The organism is Acidicapsa ligni (assembly GCF_025685655.1).
GTDB classification, from domain to species: domain Bacteria; phylum Acidobacteriota; class Terriglobia; order Terriglobales; family Acidobacteriaceae; genus Acidicapsa; species Acidicapsa ligni.
On record NZ_JAGSYG010000008.1, the window covers coordinates 146,785 to 166,592 of the forward strand.

Below are 19,808 nucleotides of genomic sequence, written 5' to 3' on the forward strand. Positions count from 1 at the left end.
GTATCCCACGAGGCCTATGCGAGAGTGGTTTGTCAGCGAATTGCAGGAGTCTCTCGGAACATCGACGCACGATGTACAGATGATCATCGATTATCTTGCCAGCCACGGAGATGTCGACACCACGAAGGTTGGAGTGCTGGGCGAGGGGTCCGGAGGAGTAATCGCGATTCTTGCCGCAGATGCCGATTCGAGAATCGCGTTCGTTGATGCCATCAACCCCTCGGGAGATTGCCCGGATTGGCTCAAAGAGTCCGGTGTGGTGCCTGAAAAAGAGCGGGCGGAGTATCTCAAGCCTGAGTTCCTTCAGAGGGTGCCCATGCTGGATCTGGTGAAATATCTTCCGCACTTCAGTTCGGGCAGAATCCGCATCGAACAGGTGGCGGGTGAGCCGATAACGCCCAAGGATGTGCAGGCAAAGATCGCGGCAAGCGCTCCCTCCCTGAGCTTAGTAGTGCAATATGAGGACATGCGAACGCAGGTTCAGGCGTGGACGGCGCAGGAGTGGTGGCTCAAAAGCAACTGCAGTCTTCTTTCGCTCCTGCGGGTATGAACGCAAGTCAATGCCAAGCGCACGCTTACGATCATTATCGGGCTGCTTATGACTTTTCTCGGAGGCATCGCGCTCCCCTGTCGGGCCTATAACATTGGGGCTACCGATCCTACTGGAGCTGGATACCAAAGTATTCTTTCCCAGCTTATCTCCGCTGTCATGGGTCGTGGATGGTTTTGCGATGTCGCCATCGCCTCTATCCTGTCAGTGCTTGCACTTTCAGCTAACACTTCGTTTGCAGATTTCCCTCGTCTTACTCGGGCCATAGCCGAGAGCGATCACTTATCCCACATCTTCAAGATCCGTGGTCGCAGGTTTCTCTACTCTCATGGCATTTACGCGCTTGTCGGCTTTACTGCAATCCTGCTGGTTGGTTTTGGTGGGGTCACGGATCGCCCTATCCCGCTCTTCGCGATCGGAGCATTCCTGTCCTTTACGCTCTCGCAGGCTGGAATGGTTATTCATTGGAAGCGGTCCAATGAGTCCGGGCGTTTGCATCGCATGATCATCAACGGCTTCGGCGCATTTGCAACAGGCGTTACGCTGATTGTCGTTCTGGTTGCGAAGTTTAGTGATGGCGCGTGGATCACCGTCATTCTGGTTCCACTTCTCATTCTGCTTATGTCGGCGGTAAAGCGTCACTATAAGGGAGTCGCTCGTACGATCTCCGTTGCCACTCCGATCAACGTTGCCAATCTTGAAGAGCCGTTGGTCATTGTGCCACTCGACCGTTGGACCCGCATCACGGAAAAGGGTCTTCGCTTTGCGTTGAAGATCAGCACTCACATAGAGGCGGTTCACGGCGATGCTGAGGAATGCTCGGCAGAAGTTCGAGCCATGTTTCAGCAGAATGTTGTTGTTCCGGTTCATGCAGCCGGCCTTGTTCCGCCGGAGCTTGTTCTGCTACAGTCTCCATACCGATTCGTTCTAATGCCGTTGGTGGAGCACATCCTCGAAGCGGAACGCACGCACCCGAACCGCCAAATCGCCGTGCTAATTCCAGAGCTCGTTGTGCGGCGCTGGTGGCAGACGCCGCTGCACAACCAACGGGCTCAACTCTTCAAGCTCTTGTTGCTTCTACGTGGCAACCAGCGCATCATTGTCATCAATATTCCCTGGTATCTGTAACGCCCGTCGTTCACGCAATATCTTCTCAGGAACCTCATGAGCCGTACCGTTGCCATTTCGATTCTCATCCTCGCTGCGGCCCTGGAGGCGACTGGCGATGCCATTATCCGTATGGGTCTTCATACGCATTCCATATCTCATCGAATCGTACTATTCCTGCTTGCGGCCTTGATTTTGTTTGCGTATGGCTGGAGTGTGAATGTACCACCCTGGGACTTTGGAAAGCTCTTAGGCTTGTATGTAGTGTTTTTCTTCCTCTTCGCGCAACTGCTCTCCTGGATCCTGTTCAAGCAGGTTCCATCTCTCTCGGTCATTGTCGGCGGTGTCCTGATCCTGGCTGGTGGAGTGGTCATCTCGCTTGGCAAAGTCTAGCGGGAGTTCGGTGAGCCGCTGACAACCGTGCGGTACTACTGATTCGATGGCTATCAACTCTTGGACGGCTGTTGCCAAACCGCAGATGGCAGAGATAGTGGTTTATCTTATAAGCCGTGAAACCTGTGTTCTTGCCTTCTGTTTTATTGAGAACAATCAGTCAAACGAGAATAGTCAAACGAGAAATTACCGGGCTAGTACTCCAGTATCGATCCAGTGTGTACGCGGCTCTCGGCAAGGTCCAGTTCATGTTGTAGAGTTCGTAACACGTCGTCGTTAATCTGCTCCTCGTCGCGAAGACGAATCAGGGCTTCCCGTTCTACCTGAAGTACCGACAACAGGGCCTCCTTCCGCACGGGGCGATCGATCAATTCTTGCGGTTCTACTTCCTGCTCCGCTGGAAGTGCATCCAATCTTCTTTGATATCCGGCAATCAACTCGCTGAGCATTTTTGAATGGCTTCGGTTCTTTGATCGCTTACGGCTTAAATGGGTGATCGCTTCTCTCAACAGGACGCGTCTTGCCTCATGTTCTTCATGGTCATTTGAATCGGTCTGGCACAGCCCCAAGACTCGAATCAACCATGGCATCGTGAGACCTTGTAGAACAAGCGTGGCAAACATCAGGCAGAATGCCAGATAGATAATCATGTTTCTTTGCGGAAACGGCCTTCCTCCGAAACCTGTGAAGGGCAACGAGATTGCAGCGGCGAGAGAGAGCACGCCACGCATTCCTCCCCATCCGATGATGAAGATGGTTGCGGGCCGTGGCGGATCTGTTTCTATCTTTTGCACCCACCGGCGCAATGCATAGGAAAGGTAGGTTTCTCCATAAACCCAGGCCATGCGCACAGCTATCATGGCAATGCTGAATCCGATGCCATATTTCAGGAGCACGGAATGGCTCATACCAGTGATCTGTGTCATGACATAGGGTAGTTGCAGGCCCATCAGAACGAATACGATCCCGTTCAGCACGAAGGTAAGCGCATCCCACACTGCCGTAGCCTGAAGGCGTACTCTGGGTGACATGTAGGTGGTGCTTTTGCGACTCATGTACATGCCGCAGGCGATCACGGCCATGACTCCCGAAACCCTCATACGTGCGCCGAGAAGATAGGTGGCATAGGGGACGAGAATGCTGATGACGATCTCGATGCCACTATCGTCGACCCACCGTTCAAACCATGCCACAAGCGCTCCGACCGCGAGGCCTATCATTACACCGCCTGCGGTCAAATACACTAACCGTCCTATGCTCTCAACAGCGGATGGTGTTCTTCCTGTCACCAGTATCAAGAGACCAAACTGCAGAGCCACAAGCCCTGTGCCATCATTTACGAGGCTTTCGGCTTCAAGAATGTCGACAATCTGTTGAGGAAGCCCGACCCGCCGAGCTATGGATGTGGCCGCGATCGCGTCTGTTGCAGCCACAACCGCGCCGAGCAGAACGGCGGATTTCCAGTCGAATCCGGGGAGCAGTTTTCCAGCTACAATCGCTAAACCAACAATCGTGAAGAGCACCAAGCCGACCGCAAGCATGGCGATACGCGAAAAGTTTCGCTGAAATTCTCTCCATGAGAGAGCCCATGCCGCTGCGTAAAGCAGGGGAGGAAGAAATACAAGAAAAACGACATCCGGGTTCAGATCGACGCGCGGCATTCCGGGCAGAAAACTCAGAATTAAGCCGGCGATGACCAGCAGAATGGGATAAGGAACCCGAAGTCGGCGCGCCAAGCCCGCGAAGAGGGCAACGAATAAGAGGAGCAAAAGAAACAATGCTTCGACCGATTGCACTCCGCTGCCGCTGGCCGTCATGCAGCCGCTCCCAATAACATGAGAGTCTGAACATCCTTGAGGCATTTGGTCGAAGAAAGCATCTCCATATTATCTCGCGTCCATGAAGAACTTCCTCGATATTCGATCTTCAATTACGGGTGGTTGTGAACACCAGAAACTACAGATGATAGCGAGGTTCTGAACGGCTATGTACATACCGCCATTAAGACATGCAACTGCGCAATCTAAGTCGCGCATCATCCACTACGGAGATTGAGCTTTCTTGCCGTCCCTTTGCGGGGCTGCTATGCTGAATGCATGAAGTTTTGCTCCCAGAAGACCGCGGTTTGTTGTACGGCATGTATGTGCCGCTGCGCACGCTTGTCTTCTGGCATGAGGAGAATGCTAAGCCAATAGGCTGATTTCATTCGTATCCTTCTCAACGACCCACCGCCAGAAGTTGATCTGGCAGGTGGGTTTTCTGTTTTGGGCCCAACAAGGAGAGAAACCAGAGTGAGTGTTCCCGAAATCCAAGCTGAAGATCTTAAGAGCCGGCTCGATCATGGCGACAATCTTTTCCTGCTCGATGTTCGCGATGAGTATGAGTACGAGATATCCAATATAGGGGGGCATCTGATTCCTCTGCCCGAACTGCCCAGGCGATTGAATGAGCTGAACGTTCGCCAAGAGATCGTGGCTGTCTGCAAGATGGGGCCGCGGGGAGTGAAGGCTGTGGAACTCCTGCAAAAGAAGGGGTTTATGAATGTCAGCAATCTGCGTGGTGGGATTCACGCGTGGTCTGACCGGGTGGATCATAGCGTTCGCAAGTATTGAGTCGAAGACTGACTGGCGCCTGGGCTGGTCGCGCTCCAGCCAGGCATTGGGCTGATTCACAACGACTGTCGGAGAGGCTGCACTCCTTATGCCGCAGCTTGCCGTGCTCGTATACAATCAGTCCGTCAGTGAAGATTGTTATCTAAAAGGAGTTCCCGGTGCCTGAAACAACCACGCGCGTTTCCTTAGGCGAACAGGCGGCATCTCAGCTTGCAAATGTCACCAAGACTGCACCGATTTATGGCGCTACCACCCCTCGCTGGCTTGTGAGATTGCTGGACTGGAAACCGTTGGAAGCTGGCATCTTCCGCCGTAATCGCGTGGTGGATGCAAAGGCAATCGAAGTTCTCTGCGGGCATGTGGATGAGTCTGTGATTCCTGGCACTTATGCCGAATACGAAGAGACTCCCCGCGAATATCGTTTGAGCAGTATCAATGCGCTACTGAATGTCGATACGCGGATTGGAGATCTATTTAGCAATCCTTACGACCAGGTTCGCGAGCAGTTGCGGGTGACGATTGAGAGTGTAAAAGAGCGGCAGGAAAATGAGTTGCTCAACAACGCTGACTATGGCCTGCTGCACAACGTGCCGGACTCTCAGCGGATCTCGACGCGGAACGGTGCGCCCACCCCTGATGATCTGGACGAACTGCTGACAAAGGTCTGGAAGGAACCCTCCTTCTTTGTCGCCCATCCGCGTACGATCGCGGCGTTTGGCCGGGAATGCACCCGGCGTGGCGTACCACCGCCGACAGTCAATCTCTTTGGCAATCCGTTCCTTACCTGGCGCGGAGTTCCACTTATCCCCACAGATAAGGTTCACGTTTCCGGGAAGGTACCCAAATCGAAGATTCTCCTCATTCGTGTAGGAGAGCGCAAGCAGGGCGTGATTGGTCTCTTTCAACCCGGCTTGACCGGTGAGCAGAGCCCCGGGCTCTCGGTACGCTTCATGGGAATCAACGATCGCGCGCTTGCGTCTTATCTGATTTCGCTCTATTGCTCGGCATCGGTATTGGCCGATGATGCGATCGCCGTGCTCGATGATGTCGAGGTTGGACGCTACCATGAGTACAAGTGAGTCTGAGCTTGGTGGATTTGGGCCGGGGCTAGATCGGCAGGCTGGTTCGTCGCCCATAGCGGATTTCCGAGCCGCGAGTCCCTTCGATCCATCAACACTGGCGCGCATGGCGAATGAGTTCTTCTCGGCAGCGCCTGAGGGAGTCTCTTCGCCGTCACAGTTCGTGCCGGCGGATGCCCCAGTCGATCCAACATCCTTCTCTCCGATATCCGCATCGACACCTTCTTCGGTTCCGGCTGCACGGCCTGAGGTTTCGCTGCCGAGTGATCCGCATTTTCCTGGTATTCCAGCAAGCGCTGGACCTGCGTCTGTCACCCCGGTGACTGCGCCGGTTCAGGCGACTCCACCGGCGATTCCGGGCGCGTTGGGATCATCCGTGCCGTCTCAGCCGTCCGCAAGTTTTGGGGCGTTCTCGTTTCTTCAGGACACACGGCCAATCGTCGCCGATCGCGAGGTAGTCCCGACGCCTGCCTATCCTCAGGCCAGACCGATTACGGAGTTTGATCGCCCAGAGTCGGCAGCGTTTGGCGACCCGTTTTCACTTGAAGAAAAGTCTGTTTTGCCGCGAGGGTTCGACGTCGCCCAACCGCCTTCGCCCAGCGCACCAGGTTCTTTTGGCTTTGCGGATTCATCGGCGTTTCCAGCCTTTTCATTTCTCGAAGAGGCGAGGCCTTTGTTTTCTTATCCGCCTTCCATTCCGGGGCCGGTGCCCGCTTTGCCCGAAAAAGAATTGCCGACGCAGAAAGTTCCGGCCGCTCCGCAAACACCCAATCTTTACAATGCTGGCGCTGATCTATACTCGATTCCTAAGTCACCCTTCAGCTTTCTCAGCGAGGTACGCGCGATCGCACCGACTGAGGCTGTGTCCACGCACGAACCTGTCGGGAACGAACCGGATGTTCCAAGGGACTTGAATCTCTCTTCGTATTCCTTCGACGCTGAGGCGCTCAAACGTGACTTTCCTATTCTGCGCGAGCGTGTGAACGGGCGTCCGCTTGTCTGGCTCGATAACGCTGCTACAACGCAGAAACCTCAAAGTGTGATTGACCGGCTCAAGTACTTTTATGAGCACGAGAACTCCAACGTACATCGCGCGGCCCACGAGCTGGCGGCCCGCGCGACCGACGCTTACGAGTCGGCGCGAGAGAAAGTAAGACGATTCCTTAACGCGTCGTCCTCGCGAGAGATCATCTTCGTCCGCGGCGCGACTGAAGGTATCAATCTCATCGCGCAATCCTGGGGTTGGCAGAACATTCAAAAAGACGATGAGATCGTCATCACGTGGCTTGAGCACCATGCAAATATCGTTCCCTGGCAGATGCTTTGCTCAGAGAAGGGCGCTCGGCTACGCGTCGCACCGGTCGATTCAACCGGCCAGATACTGCTGGACGAATACGAAAAGTTACTCGGATCAAGGACGCGACTGGTCTCATTCACACACGTATCCAATGCATTGGGCGTAGTAACTCCCGCCCGCGAAATCATTGATGCGGCGCATCGTTATGGAGCCAAAGTGCTGCTCGATGGTGCACAGTCGGTCTCTCACATGCGAGTTGATGTGCAATCGCTTGACTGCGATTTCTTTGTCTTCTCTGGGCACAAGGTGTTTGCCCCGACAGGCATAGGAGTTGTCTACGGCAAGCCCGATGTTCTTGAGTATATGCCGCCCTGGCAGGGCGGCGGCAACATGATTCAGGATGTCACCTTTGAAAAGACCATCTATCAGGCTGCACCGCAGCGATTCGAGGCTGGTACCGGCAACATCGCAGACGCTGTCGGACTGGGCGCGGCGATAGATTACCTCGATCGCGCGGGGATGGAAAACATTACGCGCCATGAACATGGGCTTCTTGTTTACGCGACGGAAGCACTGCAGCAGATGCCAGGCTTGCGCATGATCGGTACGTCGAAAGAAAAGGCTGGAGTTCTCTCTTTTGTGATGGAAGGTTTTCGCACGGAAGAGGTTGGCAATTATCTGAATCGTAATGGGATTGCGGTTCGATCTGGGCACCATTGCGCGCAACCGATATTGCGTAGATTTGGATTGGAAAGCACAGTGCGCGCTTCGCTGGCCTTGTACAACACGTTCGAGGACATTGATGCGCTGGTCAGGGCGCTCTGGAATCTCAGGCTTGGACAAACCTCGATCGTCTGACAACGATATTGCCTCAAACTTATAGAGGTCTGGTGCTGCCTGCAGCTATCGAGGGAATGATTGATAGCGTGCCTGTGGTCTTAATGGTTGTTTGTTCTTCTCTGGTAGATAGTGCATGTCCTCATCATTCAGGTGGAGATTTGCAAAAGTTCGCAAATCTGAATGGTCTGATTGTCGAATCGCTTTTCTTCTTCTTTCGAACCGCTCAGAAGAAAAGCGTTGGTTATATCTGCCTTACCCTGCGTTACAGATGTAATTACGTAAGTGCAACCGAGCCAATGTGCTTCCTCAAAATCCGTTTTCGACCACTGCGCCGGGTGGTCGGGATGCGAGTGGTAGAAGCCTGCAATCTCCAACCCTTGTTGTGTAGCTTTGCGCTCAATCTTTACTAACTCCAGTGGCGCAATGTTGTAGCGATTGTGCGCTGAGTCGGTCCTCGTATTGTTCGCGCGCACTTCTGCGACTACGCGCATGCCCTCGGGCGTGGACTTGCCGAGGAGCGCTCCGCAGCACTCGTGAGGATAGGTCTCCTCTCCATGAGAGCGGATGGAATCATATACAGCCTGGGTTACGAACAATATGCTCACGCATCCTCCCAGAAACGCTCACTTAGGTACTTGTCGGCTGAATCCGGCATGATGGTCACGATCGTTGCATGTCGGCCTGCAGGTACTTCTTCCCGTGCGATTTGTTCGCTGGTGACAGCGGCTGCCGAAATACCGACTAACAAGCCTTCTTCGCGCACCAGGTACTTGGCCATCGCATAAGCTGCTTCGGTTTCAATCTCCAGATTTCATCATTCCAAAATGAATGGTTCTTCCTGATTTTACTCACGCTTTCGCTCACTGACTCGGAGTCTATCGCATCTGGTGATCTGTTATTTATGTTGACGCACGTTTGCGCGGTGAAGGGAATTACGCTATTGTCAGGATGACGCGATGTTGATGAAAAATCCAACGCGACTTACCTGTTGTCTCTGCCCGGACTGATACCCCATTTTGCTTATACTCCGTAGTGCTCGCTTTATAGCGTTCACTTAGACAGCTTCGCGGAAGTCTCAGCATTTTTGCCCAGGCTTCTCGCTTCGACGAATGGGAGTAAGGAATCTGCCGACACTTATTGTCTTTGCATGCCACCGAGGTTGTGGTACTGATCCTTGACCTCAACGATCAGACCCTCCTTCCACCACGCCGATTGACATCTCTATCCAAAACTAATCGACAAACTTACGTTAACCGCATACCCAAGGAGAACTAAATTGAAAACCACAAAAAGTCTCTTTCGAGCACTCGTCGCAGCGGCCGCTTTAGCGGTTGTTTCAATCAGTGCTCAGGCTGCAACGATCCATTTCAAAACGGAGTTGAAGGCGTCGTCCGAGGTTCCGCCCAAGGACAGTGCAGGCACGGGTACCCTAACTGGAACACTCGATACGGAGACCAATGAATTCAAGTATCACGTTGAGTTCAGTGGGCTGACTGGCCCAGTTGTCGCAGCGCATTTTCACGGACCAGCTGCCGAGGGAGTGAATGCAAAGCCGCAGGTCCCTATCAAGGGCAGTCCGATTGCGAGCCCAATCGAAGGCAAGGCAAAGCTTACACCAGAGCAGGCGAAAGACCTGGTCGACGGTAAGTGGTATTTCAACCTGCATACCGCTGCGAATCCAGGCGGAGAAGTTCGCGGTCAGGTTGTGAAGGCTGAGTAGCTGCATAAAAGCGAGGTGAGAGAGCTTGCTCTCTCACCTCGCGACGATGATTACGATAGTGCCGCAGCAAACGAGCTCAGTACCGATCGCTCGAAAGCTCATGACGAAAAGACCGTTCAACGAAGCAGAACTCGCCCCTTACTGAACAGTAACCACAACAGTAGCCGATGCCGTGATCTTGGTGTTGGAAGCATCTGTTCCTGTCACTGTAAAGGTGTAGTTTCCAGCCGTTGTGCCCGGAGTGGAGGGTGGCGGGGTGCTGTTACTGCCACCTCCGCAGCCCGTAGCTGCTGTGGCGATGAGGATCAAAACCAGGCCCAATCCTGCAATCCATCGTCGACGTCTGGCCGGTACGCCAAAGATGAGGACCACCGCTAACGCTGCGATGCCGCCAGACCAGCGCATTCTTTGTCCAGGCTGGGGCTGTTGGAGCAGCGCTGCGTTACTGGCCGCCGTCGTTTGCACCGTGAGGACGGAGCTTCCAGTGCTGCCGGAAGCAATGGTGACGCTGGCCGGAGCTAGACTGCAGGTCGGCAGATTCTGCGCCCCGGCTGCAGATGCGGTCAGGGAACAGGCCAGATTCAGGGTGCCGGAGTAGGTGCTGCCTGCCGAAAGAGTCGCTGTGCTGGTAGTGCTGCCGCCGGGCGAGATAGCCGGCGGGGTCGGCAGGGTGATTGTAATTTGAGAGACGGTGACAGTGGCGCTACCACTTGCAAAGTCGTATGTAGCATCTCCGGAGTAACTCGCCGAAATGGTATTGGCTCCGGATGCCAGCGTCCCTGCGGGTATCTTGAAAGTCGCCGCTCCACTGCTTAGCGTCTGTGTCGAATTATAGGAGGCGCCGGCAAGAGTTATCGTGCCGGTGGGCGTGGGTTGTCCACTTCCGCCCGCTACGGAAACAGTCATGCTTACAGCCTGCTGATCCGTGATGGTGGATGCGGAGGGCGTCACGGTCACCGTCGCCGCAGCTGTGCCTACGGCCACCCCCTGGATCGTATACATGGCCGAAGCCACTGCGCTCGACGTATATCCCGGTGCCACCGCAATTGCCTCCAGCGTTTCGGTTCTGGAGACGGTGATGGAACCGCCATACTTGGTCGAGCTTATGGTTGGCGTCGTGCCATCCGTGGTGTAGTAGATGGCGGCGCCAGTTGTGGCATCGGTAATGCTTACCGTTTGCGTGTTCGTATAGGTACCGGCCGGGACGCTGAATACGGGGGGGGCTGCTGTGCTGGTCGAGGAGGCGAATGTCACCTTCCGGACTCGAAAGTTTCCTTCGTCGGCAATGTAGAGATCGCCGGCGGCATCGAACGTAATGCCTTGCGGGGACGAAATCTCGGCGAGGGTTGCCGGTCCGCCGTCGCCGGCGAAACCCGGATTTGCAATACCGGCTACCCTGGTGATTATGCCTGTCCCTGCCGCGATTTTGCGGATCGATGCCGACGGGTTGGAGAGATACAGGTTGCCGGCCGAATCCGTCGTGAGAGACGTCGCAGTAACCTCGGCCTCGGTTGCCGGACCTCCATCACCACTATCGCCGTTCACGTCTCCATCACCTGCGACTGTGGTGATCACTCCGGTGCCCGCCGCTACCTTGCGGATTCGCCCTACAGCCGAAGTTGCAATATACAGGTTTCCAGCGCTGTCGAACGCTAGCCAGTTCGGTTCGGTGACCGTGGCGCTGGTAGCTGCACCGCCATCGCCGCTGAACCCGACCTCTCCGTTTCCGGCGACCGTGGTAATGATGCCCGTGCTGCCGGACACCATTCGGACGTCATTGGAGCCGGTCTCCGCGATGTACAAGTTGCCGGCGGCATCCAGCGCAACGCTGGAGGGGTTGTTCAGTGCTGCGGCGGTCGCTAGGCCGCCGTTTCCGTTATTGGAATTGAAGACCGAGCCGGGTTGCCCGTTCCCGGCAACTGTGCTGATCAATCCTGTGCCAGCTGCCACTTTGCGGACCACATTATTGTAAGAATCGGCGATATAGAGATCGCCAGCGCTATCGAACGCAATTCCCATTGGATCGCTGAGCGTGGCGGCTGTGGCAGGGCCACCGTCTCCGCTGTATCCGTATATGCCGGTACCAGCGTATACAGAGATATCGCCCGTCTTCGCCGAAACCATCCAAATCACGAAGCTATATGCATCGGCGAAGTATACGTTCCCCGATCGATCTACTGCCATGCCTTCCGGGGCGTTGATTTGTGCGCTGGTAGCCGGTCCACCGGCTCCGCTATATCCGTATGCGCCGCTGCCGGCAAAGGTGGAGATTGTCGCGGCAGTTGGTGCAAGGATGGTATAGGCGGCTGTCACCGGAGCGCTGGCCAGATAGCCTGGAGCAACCGCAATCGCCCCAATCTTGACGCTCCCGGTGACATCGATGGGACCATTGTAAGCTGGTGCGTTGGTACTGGTGCTGGGAGCAGTCCCGTTCAGGGTCAAATAAATCTCAGCCCCCGGCGTGGCATCCGTGATGGTTACCGTTTGCGGAGAGGCGTAAGTGCCTGCCGTCACGCTCAACACCGGAGCGGCCGTTTGCGCGGTGGGTGGAAGATTGGCGACGGTGACTTTGCGGATGCGGCTCTCATTACTATCTGCGATATAAAGATTGCCTCCGCCGTCGACGGCAACGCCTTCCGGAGAGCAGAGCGCTACACTCGACGCCGGACCGCCGTCGCCTCCGAAGGAATAGCAGGGCGAGCCGGTTCCGTCTCCAACCGCCGTCGTGATGACCCCGTTACTGGCCGTCACCTTGCGAATGACGTAATTGTTCGTGTCGGCGATATAGAGGTTTCCGCTGTTATCCACCGCGACTGCTTCTGGTGAGTTGAGTTCGGCGCTGGTTGCCGGACCCCCGTCCCCGGTATAGCCGCCCGTATAGTTCTCGAGACTCGCTTTGCCCGCAACCGTGGTAATCACTCCGCTGCTCGCGTTCACGAGGCGGACGACATTGCTGAAAGTGTCGGCAATATAGAGATTCCCGGATGAATCCACTGCCACTCCGCTGGGAGACACAAATGAGGCGTTGATCGCCGGGCCGCCATCCCCCGCGTACCCGTATTGCCCGGAGCCAGCTACGGTAGTGATCATTCCAGTACTCGCGGTCACCTTGCGAACCCGCAGGTAACCGTATTCGGCAATGTAGAGATTGCCCTGCGCGTCCAATGCGATTCCATCCGGAGATCCCAGACCTGCACTGGTGGCGGGCCCGTTGTCGCCGCTATAGATCTGTACCCCATTGCCGGCATAGGTTGAGATTTTTCCCGTAGACGCCGCAATCTTGCGAATGACGTTGTTGCTGTAATCCGAGATATACACATTGCCGGCGGAATCGATCGCCACACTGCGCGGGGCTGAAAGCTGTGCGCTGGTGGCCGCGCCGCCATCGCCGCTGTAGCCAGCAATTCCATTTCCGGCTAGGGTTGAGATTGCTCCCGTGGATGCCGTAACTTTGCGCACCACGTTATTGCCCGAGTCGGCAATATAGAGATTGCCAGCCACGTCCCGCGCCGTTGCCGTCGGGTAGTTTAAATCGGATTCCGTCGCCATCCCACCATCGCCGCTGTAACCGGCGATTCCGTCCCCGGCAACTGTGTAGATAAAGGCCGCCGAAGATCCGTTGAGGATGTACTGCGCGCTCACCGGCACGCTCGTCGAATATCCGTAAGCCGCGACGGCCACCAGCGTCTCCGATGCGGTTACCTGGATGGGGCCGGTATAGAGCGTGGAACTCGTCGTCGGGTAGGCGCCGTTGGTAGTGTAGTAAATAGAGGTTTGCGGCGTAGACGTAGAAATCGTCACCGACTGCGCGCCGGAATATACACCTGCAGGCAGCGAAATCACCGGAGACGCGGGAGCAGGCAGGCTCAAGATGAAGAGCGTCGAGCTAATAGTGCTGGACTCATAGCCGGTGGCAACGGCAACCGCCGAGACAACTTCGACCTGAGCCGATACGGTGATCGGGCCCGTGTACTGGTTGGAAGTGAGGGTCGGCGAACTGCCGTCGGTGGTGTAGTAGATCGTTGTTCCAGGTGTTGCATCGGTGATTGTCACCGACTGAATGGAAGTGTAGGTTCCCATGCCCGGGGATATCACCGGCGTTGCGGCCTGAACCAACAAGGAAGTGGTGCCCGAGACGCTCGCAGTGTAGTTACTGTCTCCGGGATAGCTTGCATCCACCAGATGCGGAGCGGGACCGGTAGGAGAAATACTGTTAGCCGTCGCAGTCGCCGTTTGCGTGGGTTGAGTCAGCAGGATCGTTAGCGCGTTGTTGACGGTTTCCACACCGGCCAGATCTGGTCTTCCATCCCCGTTGAAATCCGCTGCGACGACATAGTTGGCGTCGGTGTAAATGCCTGCAGTTGCGGGAGGCGGTGTAACTGCTGTGAAGGTTCCATCCCCATTGCCAAGCAATAACAGTACTTCGTCGTTTCCAGTTGAAGCGGCCACGTCAGGTACGCCGTCTTCGTTGAAATCCGCGACTACCAGGTTTTGCGGCTCCGCTTGAGTCGTGGTGGTGACAATTCCCGTCTGGGCAAAGGTCCCATCCCCGTTGCCCAGGAAAGCGGTTATTGCTTCCTGGTAGTTGTTGGACACCACGAGGTCGAGCTTGCCATCGCCATTCAAATCCCCGATTGCGATTGAGGCCGTATTGGTGACAGAGGAGAACATCTCCCCGGTTCGGAATGTTCCATCTCCATTACCGAGCAAGACTTCGATCGTTCCGGTTCCATGCTGCGCGACCAGATCCAGAATGCCGTCCCCGTTTAGATCCGCCGCGGCTAGCGCCTGGGCGAATTCGTTTGGAATCGGGCCGGAGGTCGTCAGGGTAAAGGTGCCATCGCCTTTGCCCAGCAGAATTGTGAGGTTGCTTTGGTTGTAGATCGAAACGGCCAGATCTAGAATGCCATCGCCGTTGAAGTCAGCAACCACGATCGCTGTGGGTGACTGGCCCACGGCCGGGCTGGTTGCCGTCGGTGTAAAGGTTCCGTCGCCTTTGCCGAGCAGGATGGTCAGCGAACCTGTCACGCCTTCGCTGGCCACGGCCAGATCAGGTTTACCGTCGCCGTTGAAGTCGCCGACTGCTATCGCAAGCGCTTCAGAGCCGACCGCCGGGCTCTTGGCAGAGGGCGTGAACGTGCCATCCCCATTGCCAAGAAGAATTGTGACGGTGCTGCTGGATTGGTTCAACACGGCAAGATCGGCCTTACCGTCCAGGTTAAAATCTCCCACAACTGTGATAATCGGTCCGCTGCCTGTCGCAGGTGTCTGGGAGTTCAGCCAGGACCAGCCTGGTGTTGCGACTCCTAGAGTGGCCGTACTCAGCACCGCGTTGGAATAGCTGGTGTCTAGAAAGGACACGGTTCCGGTAGGCGATGGTGTTCCTCCCGTTTCCATTACGGTTGCGGTCAGGCTGTAATGTCCGATTGTGCCACTCTGCGCAATCGTGGTGGTGCTCGGATAAATTACACCAGCGGGAGGAGTGACCGTAAGCGCCAAGACTCCGGATGCGCTGGGCTGCCCGAAGCCGTTTTCGAGGAATACGGCTTTGTAACTATGCGCTCCAGGTCCGGGAACAAACTTGAACTCCGCCGATCCGTTGCTGGTGAGCTGGGCACTTCCCAGCAGGTGAATGTCGGTGCAATTGCCGGCCGATGCATCGCAGAAGTTGACCTGACCGGCCGTCACGGGGTTCGAGCCCGACTTCACTTCCGCGGTAAGCGTAACGATGCTTCCGGATGAAACCGTGATGACCGGAGAGCTACCGGAGGTGAGTGCAAGCGTGATCGCCGTCGCGGGTTGCTCTCCCCAGAGAGGCGTTGTACCCGACACGCTGGGGTTGTAGTTTTCATCGCCGGGATAGCTTGCGTCAACCAAATGCTCGCCTGTTGTCGCGATCACAACGCCCGTGGCCGTCGCCGTCGCGGTTTCCGTCGGCTGCGACAATAATACCGACACGGTGTCGTCGAAACTATTTACCACCACGATGTCAGCTTCGCCGTCCCCGTTGAAGTCCTCGACAGTAATTCCCACTGGTATGTTGCCGGTCGCCGGCGTCACTGCAGATGGAGTAAATGTGCCGTCTCCATTGCCCTGATAGATCGTTACGGTGTTGTTGTACGCATTGGGCAGCGCCAGGTCGGCTATGCCATCGCCGTTGAAGTCCCCGAAGGCAAGTGAGGACACCTGCTCAGGGAAGGATGGATCAAAGTCGGTTTCCGTAAAAGCGGCGCTCCCGTTGTTCAGGAAGATGGAGAGCGCGTTGCCGTCGGAATTCGCAATGGCCAGGTCCAGCCTGCCATCTCCATTGAAGTCTGCGACCACCACTGAGCTGGCCGCGATCCCGGTCTGCGGTGTCGGCCCCGCCAGGAAGGTGCCGTCTCCGTTGCCCAGAAGAATGCGTATCGGATCGCCATTGTTGTATTCGCAGTCATTGGTAAGAACAAGATCCGCTTTGTTGTCCCCATTGAAGTCTCCGCTCGCGATGCCCGGGAAACAGCCCATACTTGAAAGGGTGATCTGCGTGGAGGAAAAGGTTCCATCCCCTTTGCCTAGCAAGATCGAGATAATTCCGGAAAGGGGAGTCGACACAGCCATATCCGGGATTCCATCTCCATTGAAATCGGCCACGGTTACTGCGGCGGCATAAGGTACCACTGCTGGACCGGTTGCGACGGCCTTAAACGTGCTGTCTCCGTTGCCCAGAAAAATCGACAGGGTCGTGGCGTTCGAATAACTTGTGACTGCCAGGTCGAGCTTTCCGTCCCCATTGAAATCGGCCGCCACAATATACCCAGGAGAGGGAACCGTCAGTCGGTTCGCCGTAACGGAAAATGTCCCGTCTCCTTTGCCCAGAAGGATGGTTACCGTTGTGCCGCCGAAATCGCAGGTAGCCAAGTCGGGAATGCCATCGCCGTTGAAGTCGCCCACCGCTACCGCCTCCGGTTCGGAGCCTACTATTGGCGTCAGCAGATTGAGCCAGTTTAATCCTGGCGTACCGGCTCCAAAGTTCGCGGTTGCGAGGACCGCATTTCCGTTGCCGGTATCGAGAAAGCTGGCTGTTCCAGTGGGCGCAGGCTTCCCCCCCATTTCTGTTACCGAGGCAGTCAGCGTGTAGTGACCCCAGCTCCCGGCCTCCGCGATGGTTGTCGTCGACGGATAGGAAACGTGAGCCCCGGTCACCGTGAGCGGTGAGTCGCCCGACGAACTCGCGGATTCGGTATTCGTTCCCACAAACATGGCCCGGTAGCTATGCGTTCCGATTCCCGGGCGCAACTTTACGATCGCGCTTCCCGCACTGGTCAGCTGGGCCGCTCCTAGCAGGTGAACGTCGGTGCAATATGTCGCCGAAGCGTCGCAGAAGTTCACCTGCCCGGTGGTCAGCGCCGCGGTTCCGGACTTCACCGTCGCCGTAAGAGTTACCACGCTGCCCGAGGTTATCGTCGTCACCGCGCTGCCAGTGGAGGTGACAGTCAGGGTCGTAGCTGTTGCCGCCGCCTTGACCTGGGCCGCGCCGCAGACGGTTACAGCGGCGGCAAGAAACGCCACGGCCAATTTACGCAGTCTGGGCATGCAGGCTAGAGTGCGTTGAAATATCCAATTAGGAATCGCAGAGAGAACAGGCAGGGCAGCAATAATCACAGCAGACGAACTCCAAAGTTATGTGGAAAGAAATCGCTCTTGTTCCGTCGTACGAGACAAAGATTCAGGGCGCAACCTAGGTGACCGCTCCCTCTCGTGAAACCGAACCGTTTTGTGTAGAAGTGGCTAAAGTCTATCACTTCATTTCAAGCACGAGATGCGGGAATGGGTAACACGCGCGGAAACTTGCGAGTTTTATTAACCGCAGTGAAATAAAGGTAAATTTGAGGAATTATCACGATCTCAATTTGTCTGAATTCGACAGGCTTTCAAGTGACGGGATTCTAGCTGCGCGGAAGCTTGTCCCTCGGTGTGCGTGGGAACATCACGAGCCACTGAGCACGATCTGATAATTCAACTGAATATGATTGTTCGATTTACTTCGCCGAATTGCACGACGGCTATGTCTATAGGTGGAGTGAACTGAAAGAAGGACGCCGCTTCTTGTCCCTTATTTCACACTCTACATATTTTATATGAAAAGTTAGATAACAAGACGTTTTCAGCAGGCTAGTACATGCTGTCTATGCTGTAGTTAGTTTCTAACTCAAACAGTATGCCGATAAGTAAATTTGACAGACATAATTATAAAGGCGATTGAGTTACGGCGATGAGAGCATTGATGTGTCTCCGCGGCACTCCCGTCTTAGATCCTCATGTGGTTGAAAGAACAAACGATGGCGGCTTCGTGGTGGCCAGCAAAGGCAATATGAGGGCGAATGTCGGTGTTGGTGCCGGGGGAGCCACCAGGTAAGCGGCGGGTGACGTGGTGCCTGAAAAAGAGCGGGCGGAGTATCTCGAGCCTGAGTTCCTTCAGAGGGTGCCCATGCTGGATCTGGTGAAATATTTTCCGCACTTCAGTCCGGGCAGAATCCGCATCGAACAGGTGGCGGGTGAGCCGATGACGCCCAAGGATGTACAGGCAAAGATCGCGGCAAGCGCTCCCTCCCTGAGCTTGGTCGTGCAATATGAGGACATGAGAACGCAGGTTCAGGCGTGGACGGCGCAGGAGTGGTGGCTCAAAAAGCAACTGCAGTCTTCTTCCGCTCCAACGGTCACGAACGCAAATCAATGACAAGCTTTGAAGCAACATAATTTCGGAGTAACCGGGCTTCGGGGCACTGAGAGAGCGCGGGCGTGCGAATCCGGCAAGCAGAGACGGACAGCGATCTTTCAGTGGAGAATGTGTCCATAGGCGTACTGGCCTGGCCGATGCTCAAACATTGACCTGATTCTTCAGGCCATGTTAGCGTCAGAATATGACGTTTGTTCTTCTTACTTGTTGTCGCTGCGCCCAACTCCTCGTTGGGTGAGCTGCGACATTCTCAGAGATTTCTGAAACGCCTTCTCCAAAGCTCATCCGCATCCTCCATTGTTTATTTGTAGCTTCCGTCAACGAGCCGGTATCTGTGCCCGTGTTTGTTCGTAACGGTTTTGGAGAGATCCTATGCAGCTTGTAACTGAGGAAGTACTGGCACGTGACGTCAGCAATACGCTCATAGCAACGAACAGCCAGTCCGGCGTGGTCTCGAGAACTCCTGAAGAACTCGCAAACATCGTTTCGTGGTTCGCGTCTTCGGATGGATGGTTAAATCGGGTTCGGCTGCGTAAAGAACATCGCTGGTATGAGCGGCTGCATCACGGTGCGGACTATGACATTTGGGCGATCAGTTGGATGCCCGGGCAATCCACCGGCTTCCACGATCACGGAGAGTCGTCGGGAGCTTTCTTCGTGGCGACTGGTGTTCTTGAGGAGCATCGTCCAGGTGAGCAGACCCTTGTGATCCCTGCGGGCAAGCCGCGTTCATTCGGTCCCGATTACGCGCATGATGTTCGTAACGAATCCCTCGGCCCGGCCGTTAGCATTCACGCCTATTCGCCTCCGCTCAGCGAGATGAACGAGTATGAACTGGATGGCAGTGAACTGGTTCCGCGTGAACATGCGTCTGAGCGAGCGGATACACTCGATCGGGAGTGGGGAGCGCAAAGACCGGCGTTCGCAAATCGGATAGTCGCTTCGACCATAGAGCAAGTGCTTTCAGCTGCGCGCGGCCGTCTGCGACGTCTATCTCCGGAGGATGCCCATGAGGCAGTGGCTAAAACAGGGGCAATCCTTGTCGATATTCGCCCCGAAGCTCAGCGCGCGATTGAAGGCACTATTCCGGGTGCGTTGATTGTCGAACGTAATGTGCTCGAATGGCGCTTTGATCCGGCATCCAGCGCGCGGCTGCCAGTGGCGACCGATCATGATCTCCAAGTGATTGTGTTCTGTTCTGAAGGCTATACATCAAGCCTTGCAGCCGCATCTTTGCAGGATCTCGGGCTCTGGTGTGCGACGGACGTGGTTGGTGGTTTTCAAGCATGGCACGCAACGGGTCTGCCAATTGGGCCACCAAACGGTATTCGATAAGCTGAGTTTTATCTCAAGGATTATGGATCAGCAGAAACCGTACACCGTGAGAGTCCTGATCAAGAGTCCTGACTTGGACACTCACGGTGGCATCGTTTGGTAGGCCGGGCATTTTAGCTCCGGCGGTGAATCTGGTTAGCCGTTGAAGGGGCGATCTGC

General features: G+C 55.6%; 13 protein-coding genes. 9 read left to right on the plus strand and 4 right to left on the minus strand.

What is annotated here, in order from left to right:
- The first annotated feature begins 16 nt into the window (after nt 1–16).
- The 3 genes from OHL19_RS21450 to OHL19_RS21460 are packed head-to-tail and all read left to right on the plus strand — an operon-like array spanning nt 17 to nt 2,050.
- Nucleotides 17–550, plus strand: a complete 534-nt coding sequence (locus OHL19_RS21450) for a hypothetical protein (RefSeq protein ID WP_263359889.1) — start codon at nt 17–19, stop codon at nt 548–550.
- A gap of 36 nt (nt 551–586) precedes the next feature.
- Nucleotides 587–1,678, plus strand: a complete 1,092-nt coding sequence (locus tag OHL19_RS21455) for an amino acid permease (RefSeq protein WP_263359903.1) — start codon at nt 587–589, stop codon at nt 1,676–1,678.
- A gap of 36 nt (nt 1,679–1,714) precedes the next feature.
- Nucleotides 1,715–2,050, plus strand: a complete 336-nt coding sequence (locus OHL19_RS21460; RefSeq protein WP_263359890.1) for a hypothetical protein — start codon at nt 1,715–1,717, stop codon at nt 2,048–2,050.
- A 194-nt stretch (nt 2,051–2,244) separates the two neighbouring features.
- On the opposite strand, the gene OHL19_RS21465 is transcribed toward OHL19_RS21460, so the two are convergent.
- Nucleotides 2,245–3,867: a Na+/H+ antiporter gene (locus OHL19_RS21465; RefSeq protein WP_263359891.1), complete on the minus strand. Its 1,623-nt coding sequence runs from the start codon at nt 3,865–3,867 to the stop codon at nt 2,245–2,247.
- 474 nt (nt 3,868–4,341) lie between these two features.
- Here OHL19_RS21465 and OHL19_RS21470 point away from each other — a divergent pair, with 474 nt between their 5' ends.
- The 3 genes from OHL19_RS21470 (at nt 4,342) to OHL19_RS21480 (ending at nt 7,896) form a co-directional block, all read left to right on the plus strand.
- Nucleotides 4,342–4,662: a rhodanese-like domain-containing protein gene (locus OHL19_RS21470; protein WP_263359892.1), complete on the plus strand. Its 321-nt coding sequence runs from the start codon at nt 4,342–4,344 to the stop codon at nt 4,660–4,662.
- 158 nt (nt 4,663–4,820) lie between these two features.
- Nucleotides 4,821–5,741, plus strand: coding sequence for a family 2A encapsulin nanocompartment shell protein (locus tag OHL19_RS21475; RefSeq protein ID WP_263359893.1), 921 nt, complete (start codon nt 4,821–4,823; stop codon nt 5,739–5,741).
- Nucleotides 5,728–7,896, plus strand: coding sequence for a family 2A encapsulin nanocompartment cargo protein cysteine desulfurase (locus tag OHL19_RS21480; protein ID WP_263359894.1), 2,169 nt, complete (start codon nt 5,728–5,730; stop codon nt 7,894–7,896). Before OHL19_RS21475 ends, OHL19_RS21480 begins: the two co-directional genes overlap by 14 nt.
- A gap of 128 nt (nt 7,897–8,024) precedes the next feature.
- Here OHL19_RS21480 and OHL19_RS21485 read toward each other — a convergent pair whose 3' ends face one another.
- Both OHL19_RS21485 and OHL19_RS21490 read right to left on the minus strand, forming a co-directional pair.
- Nucleotides 8,025–8,483, minus strand: a complete 459-nt coding sequence (locus OHL19_RS21485; protein WP_317890603.1) for a M67 family metallopeptidase — start codon at nt 8,481–8,483, stop codon at nt 8,025–8,027.
- Nucleotides 8,480–8,656: a hypothetical protein gene (locus OHL19_RS21490; protein ID WP_263359895.1), complete on the minus strand. Its 177-nt coding sequence runs from the start codon at nt 8,654–8,656 to the stop codon at nt 8,480–8,482. Before OHL19_RS21490 ends, OHL19_RS21485 begins: the two co-directional genes overlap by 4 nt.
- A 498-nt stretch (nt 8,657–9,154) precedes the next feature.
- Here OHL19_RS21490 and OHL19_RS21495 point away from each other — a divergent pair, with 498 nt between their 5' ends.
- Entirely contained in the window at nt 9,155–9,598 is a 444-nt protein-coding gene (locus OHL19_RS21495; protein WP_263359896.1) for a CHRD domain-containing protein, read from the plus strand.
- A gap of 138 nt (nt 9,599–9,736) precedes the next feature.
- Here OHL19_RS21495 and OHL19_RS21500 read toward each other — a convergent pair whose 3' ends face one another.
- Nucleotides 9,737–17,239 (minus strand): FG-GAP-like repeat-containing protein, encoded by a 7,503-nt coding sequence (locus OHL19_RS21500; RefSeq protein WP_263359897.1) that lies wholly within the window; start codon nt 17,237–17,239, stop codon nt 9,737–9,739.
- A gap of 769 nt (nt 17,240–18,008) precedes the next feature.
- Here OHL19_RS21500 and OHL19_RS21505 point away from each other — a divergent pair.
- Nucleotides 18,009–18,314 carry a hypothetical protein gene (locus OHL19_RS21505; protein ID WP_263359898.1) on the plus strand — a complete coding sequence of 102 codons (306 nt, stop codon included), beginning with the start codon at nt 18,009–18,011 and terminating at the stop codon, nt 18,312–18,314.
- 372 nt (nt 18,315–18,686) lie between these two features.
- Nucleotides 18,687–19,649, plus strand: a complete 963-nt coding sequence (locus tag OHL19_RS21510) for a rhodanese-like domain-containing protein (protein WP_263359899.1) — start codon at nt 18,687–18,689, stop codon at nt 19,647–19,649.
- Nucleotides 19,650–19,808: the final 159 nt, after the last annotated feature.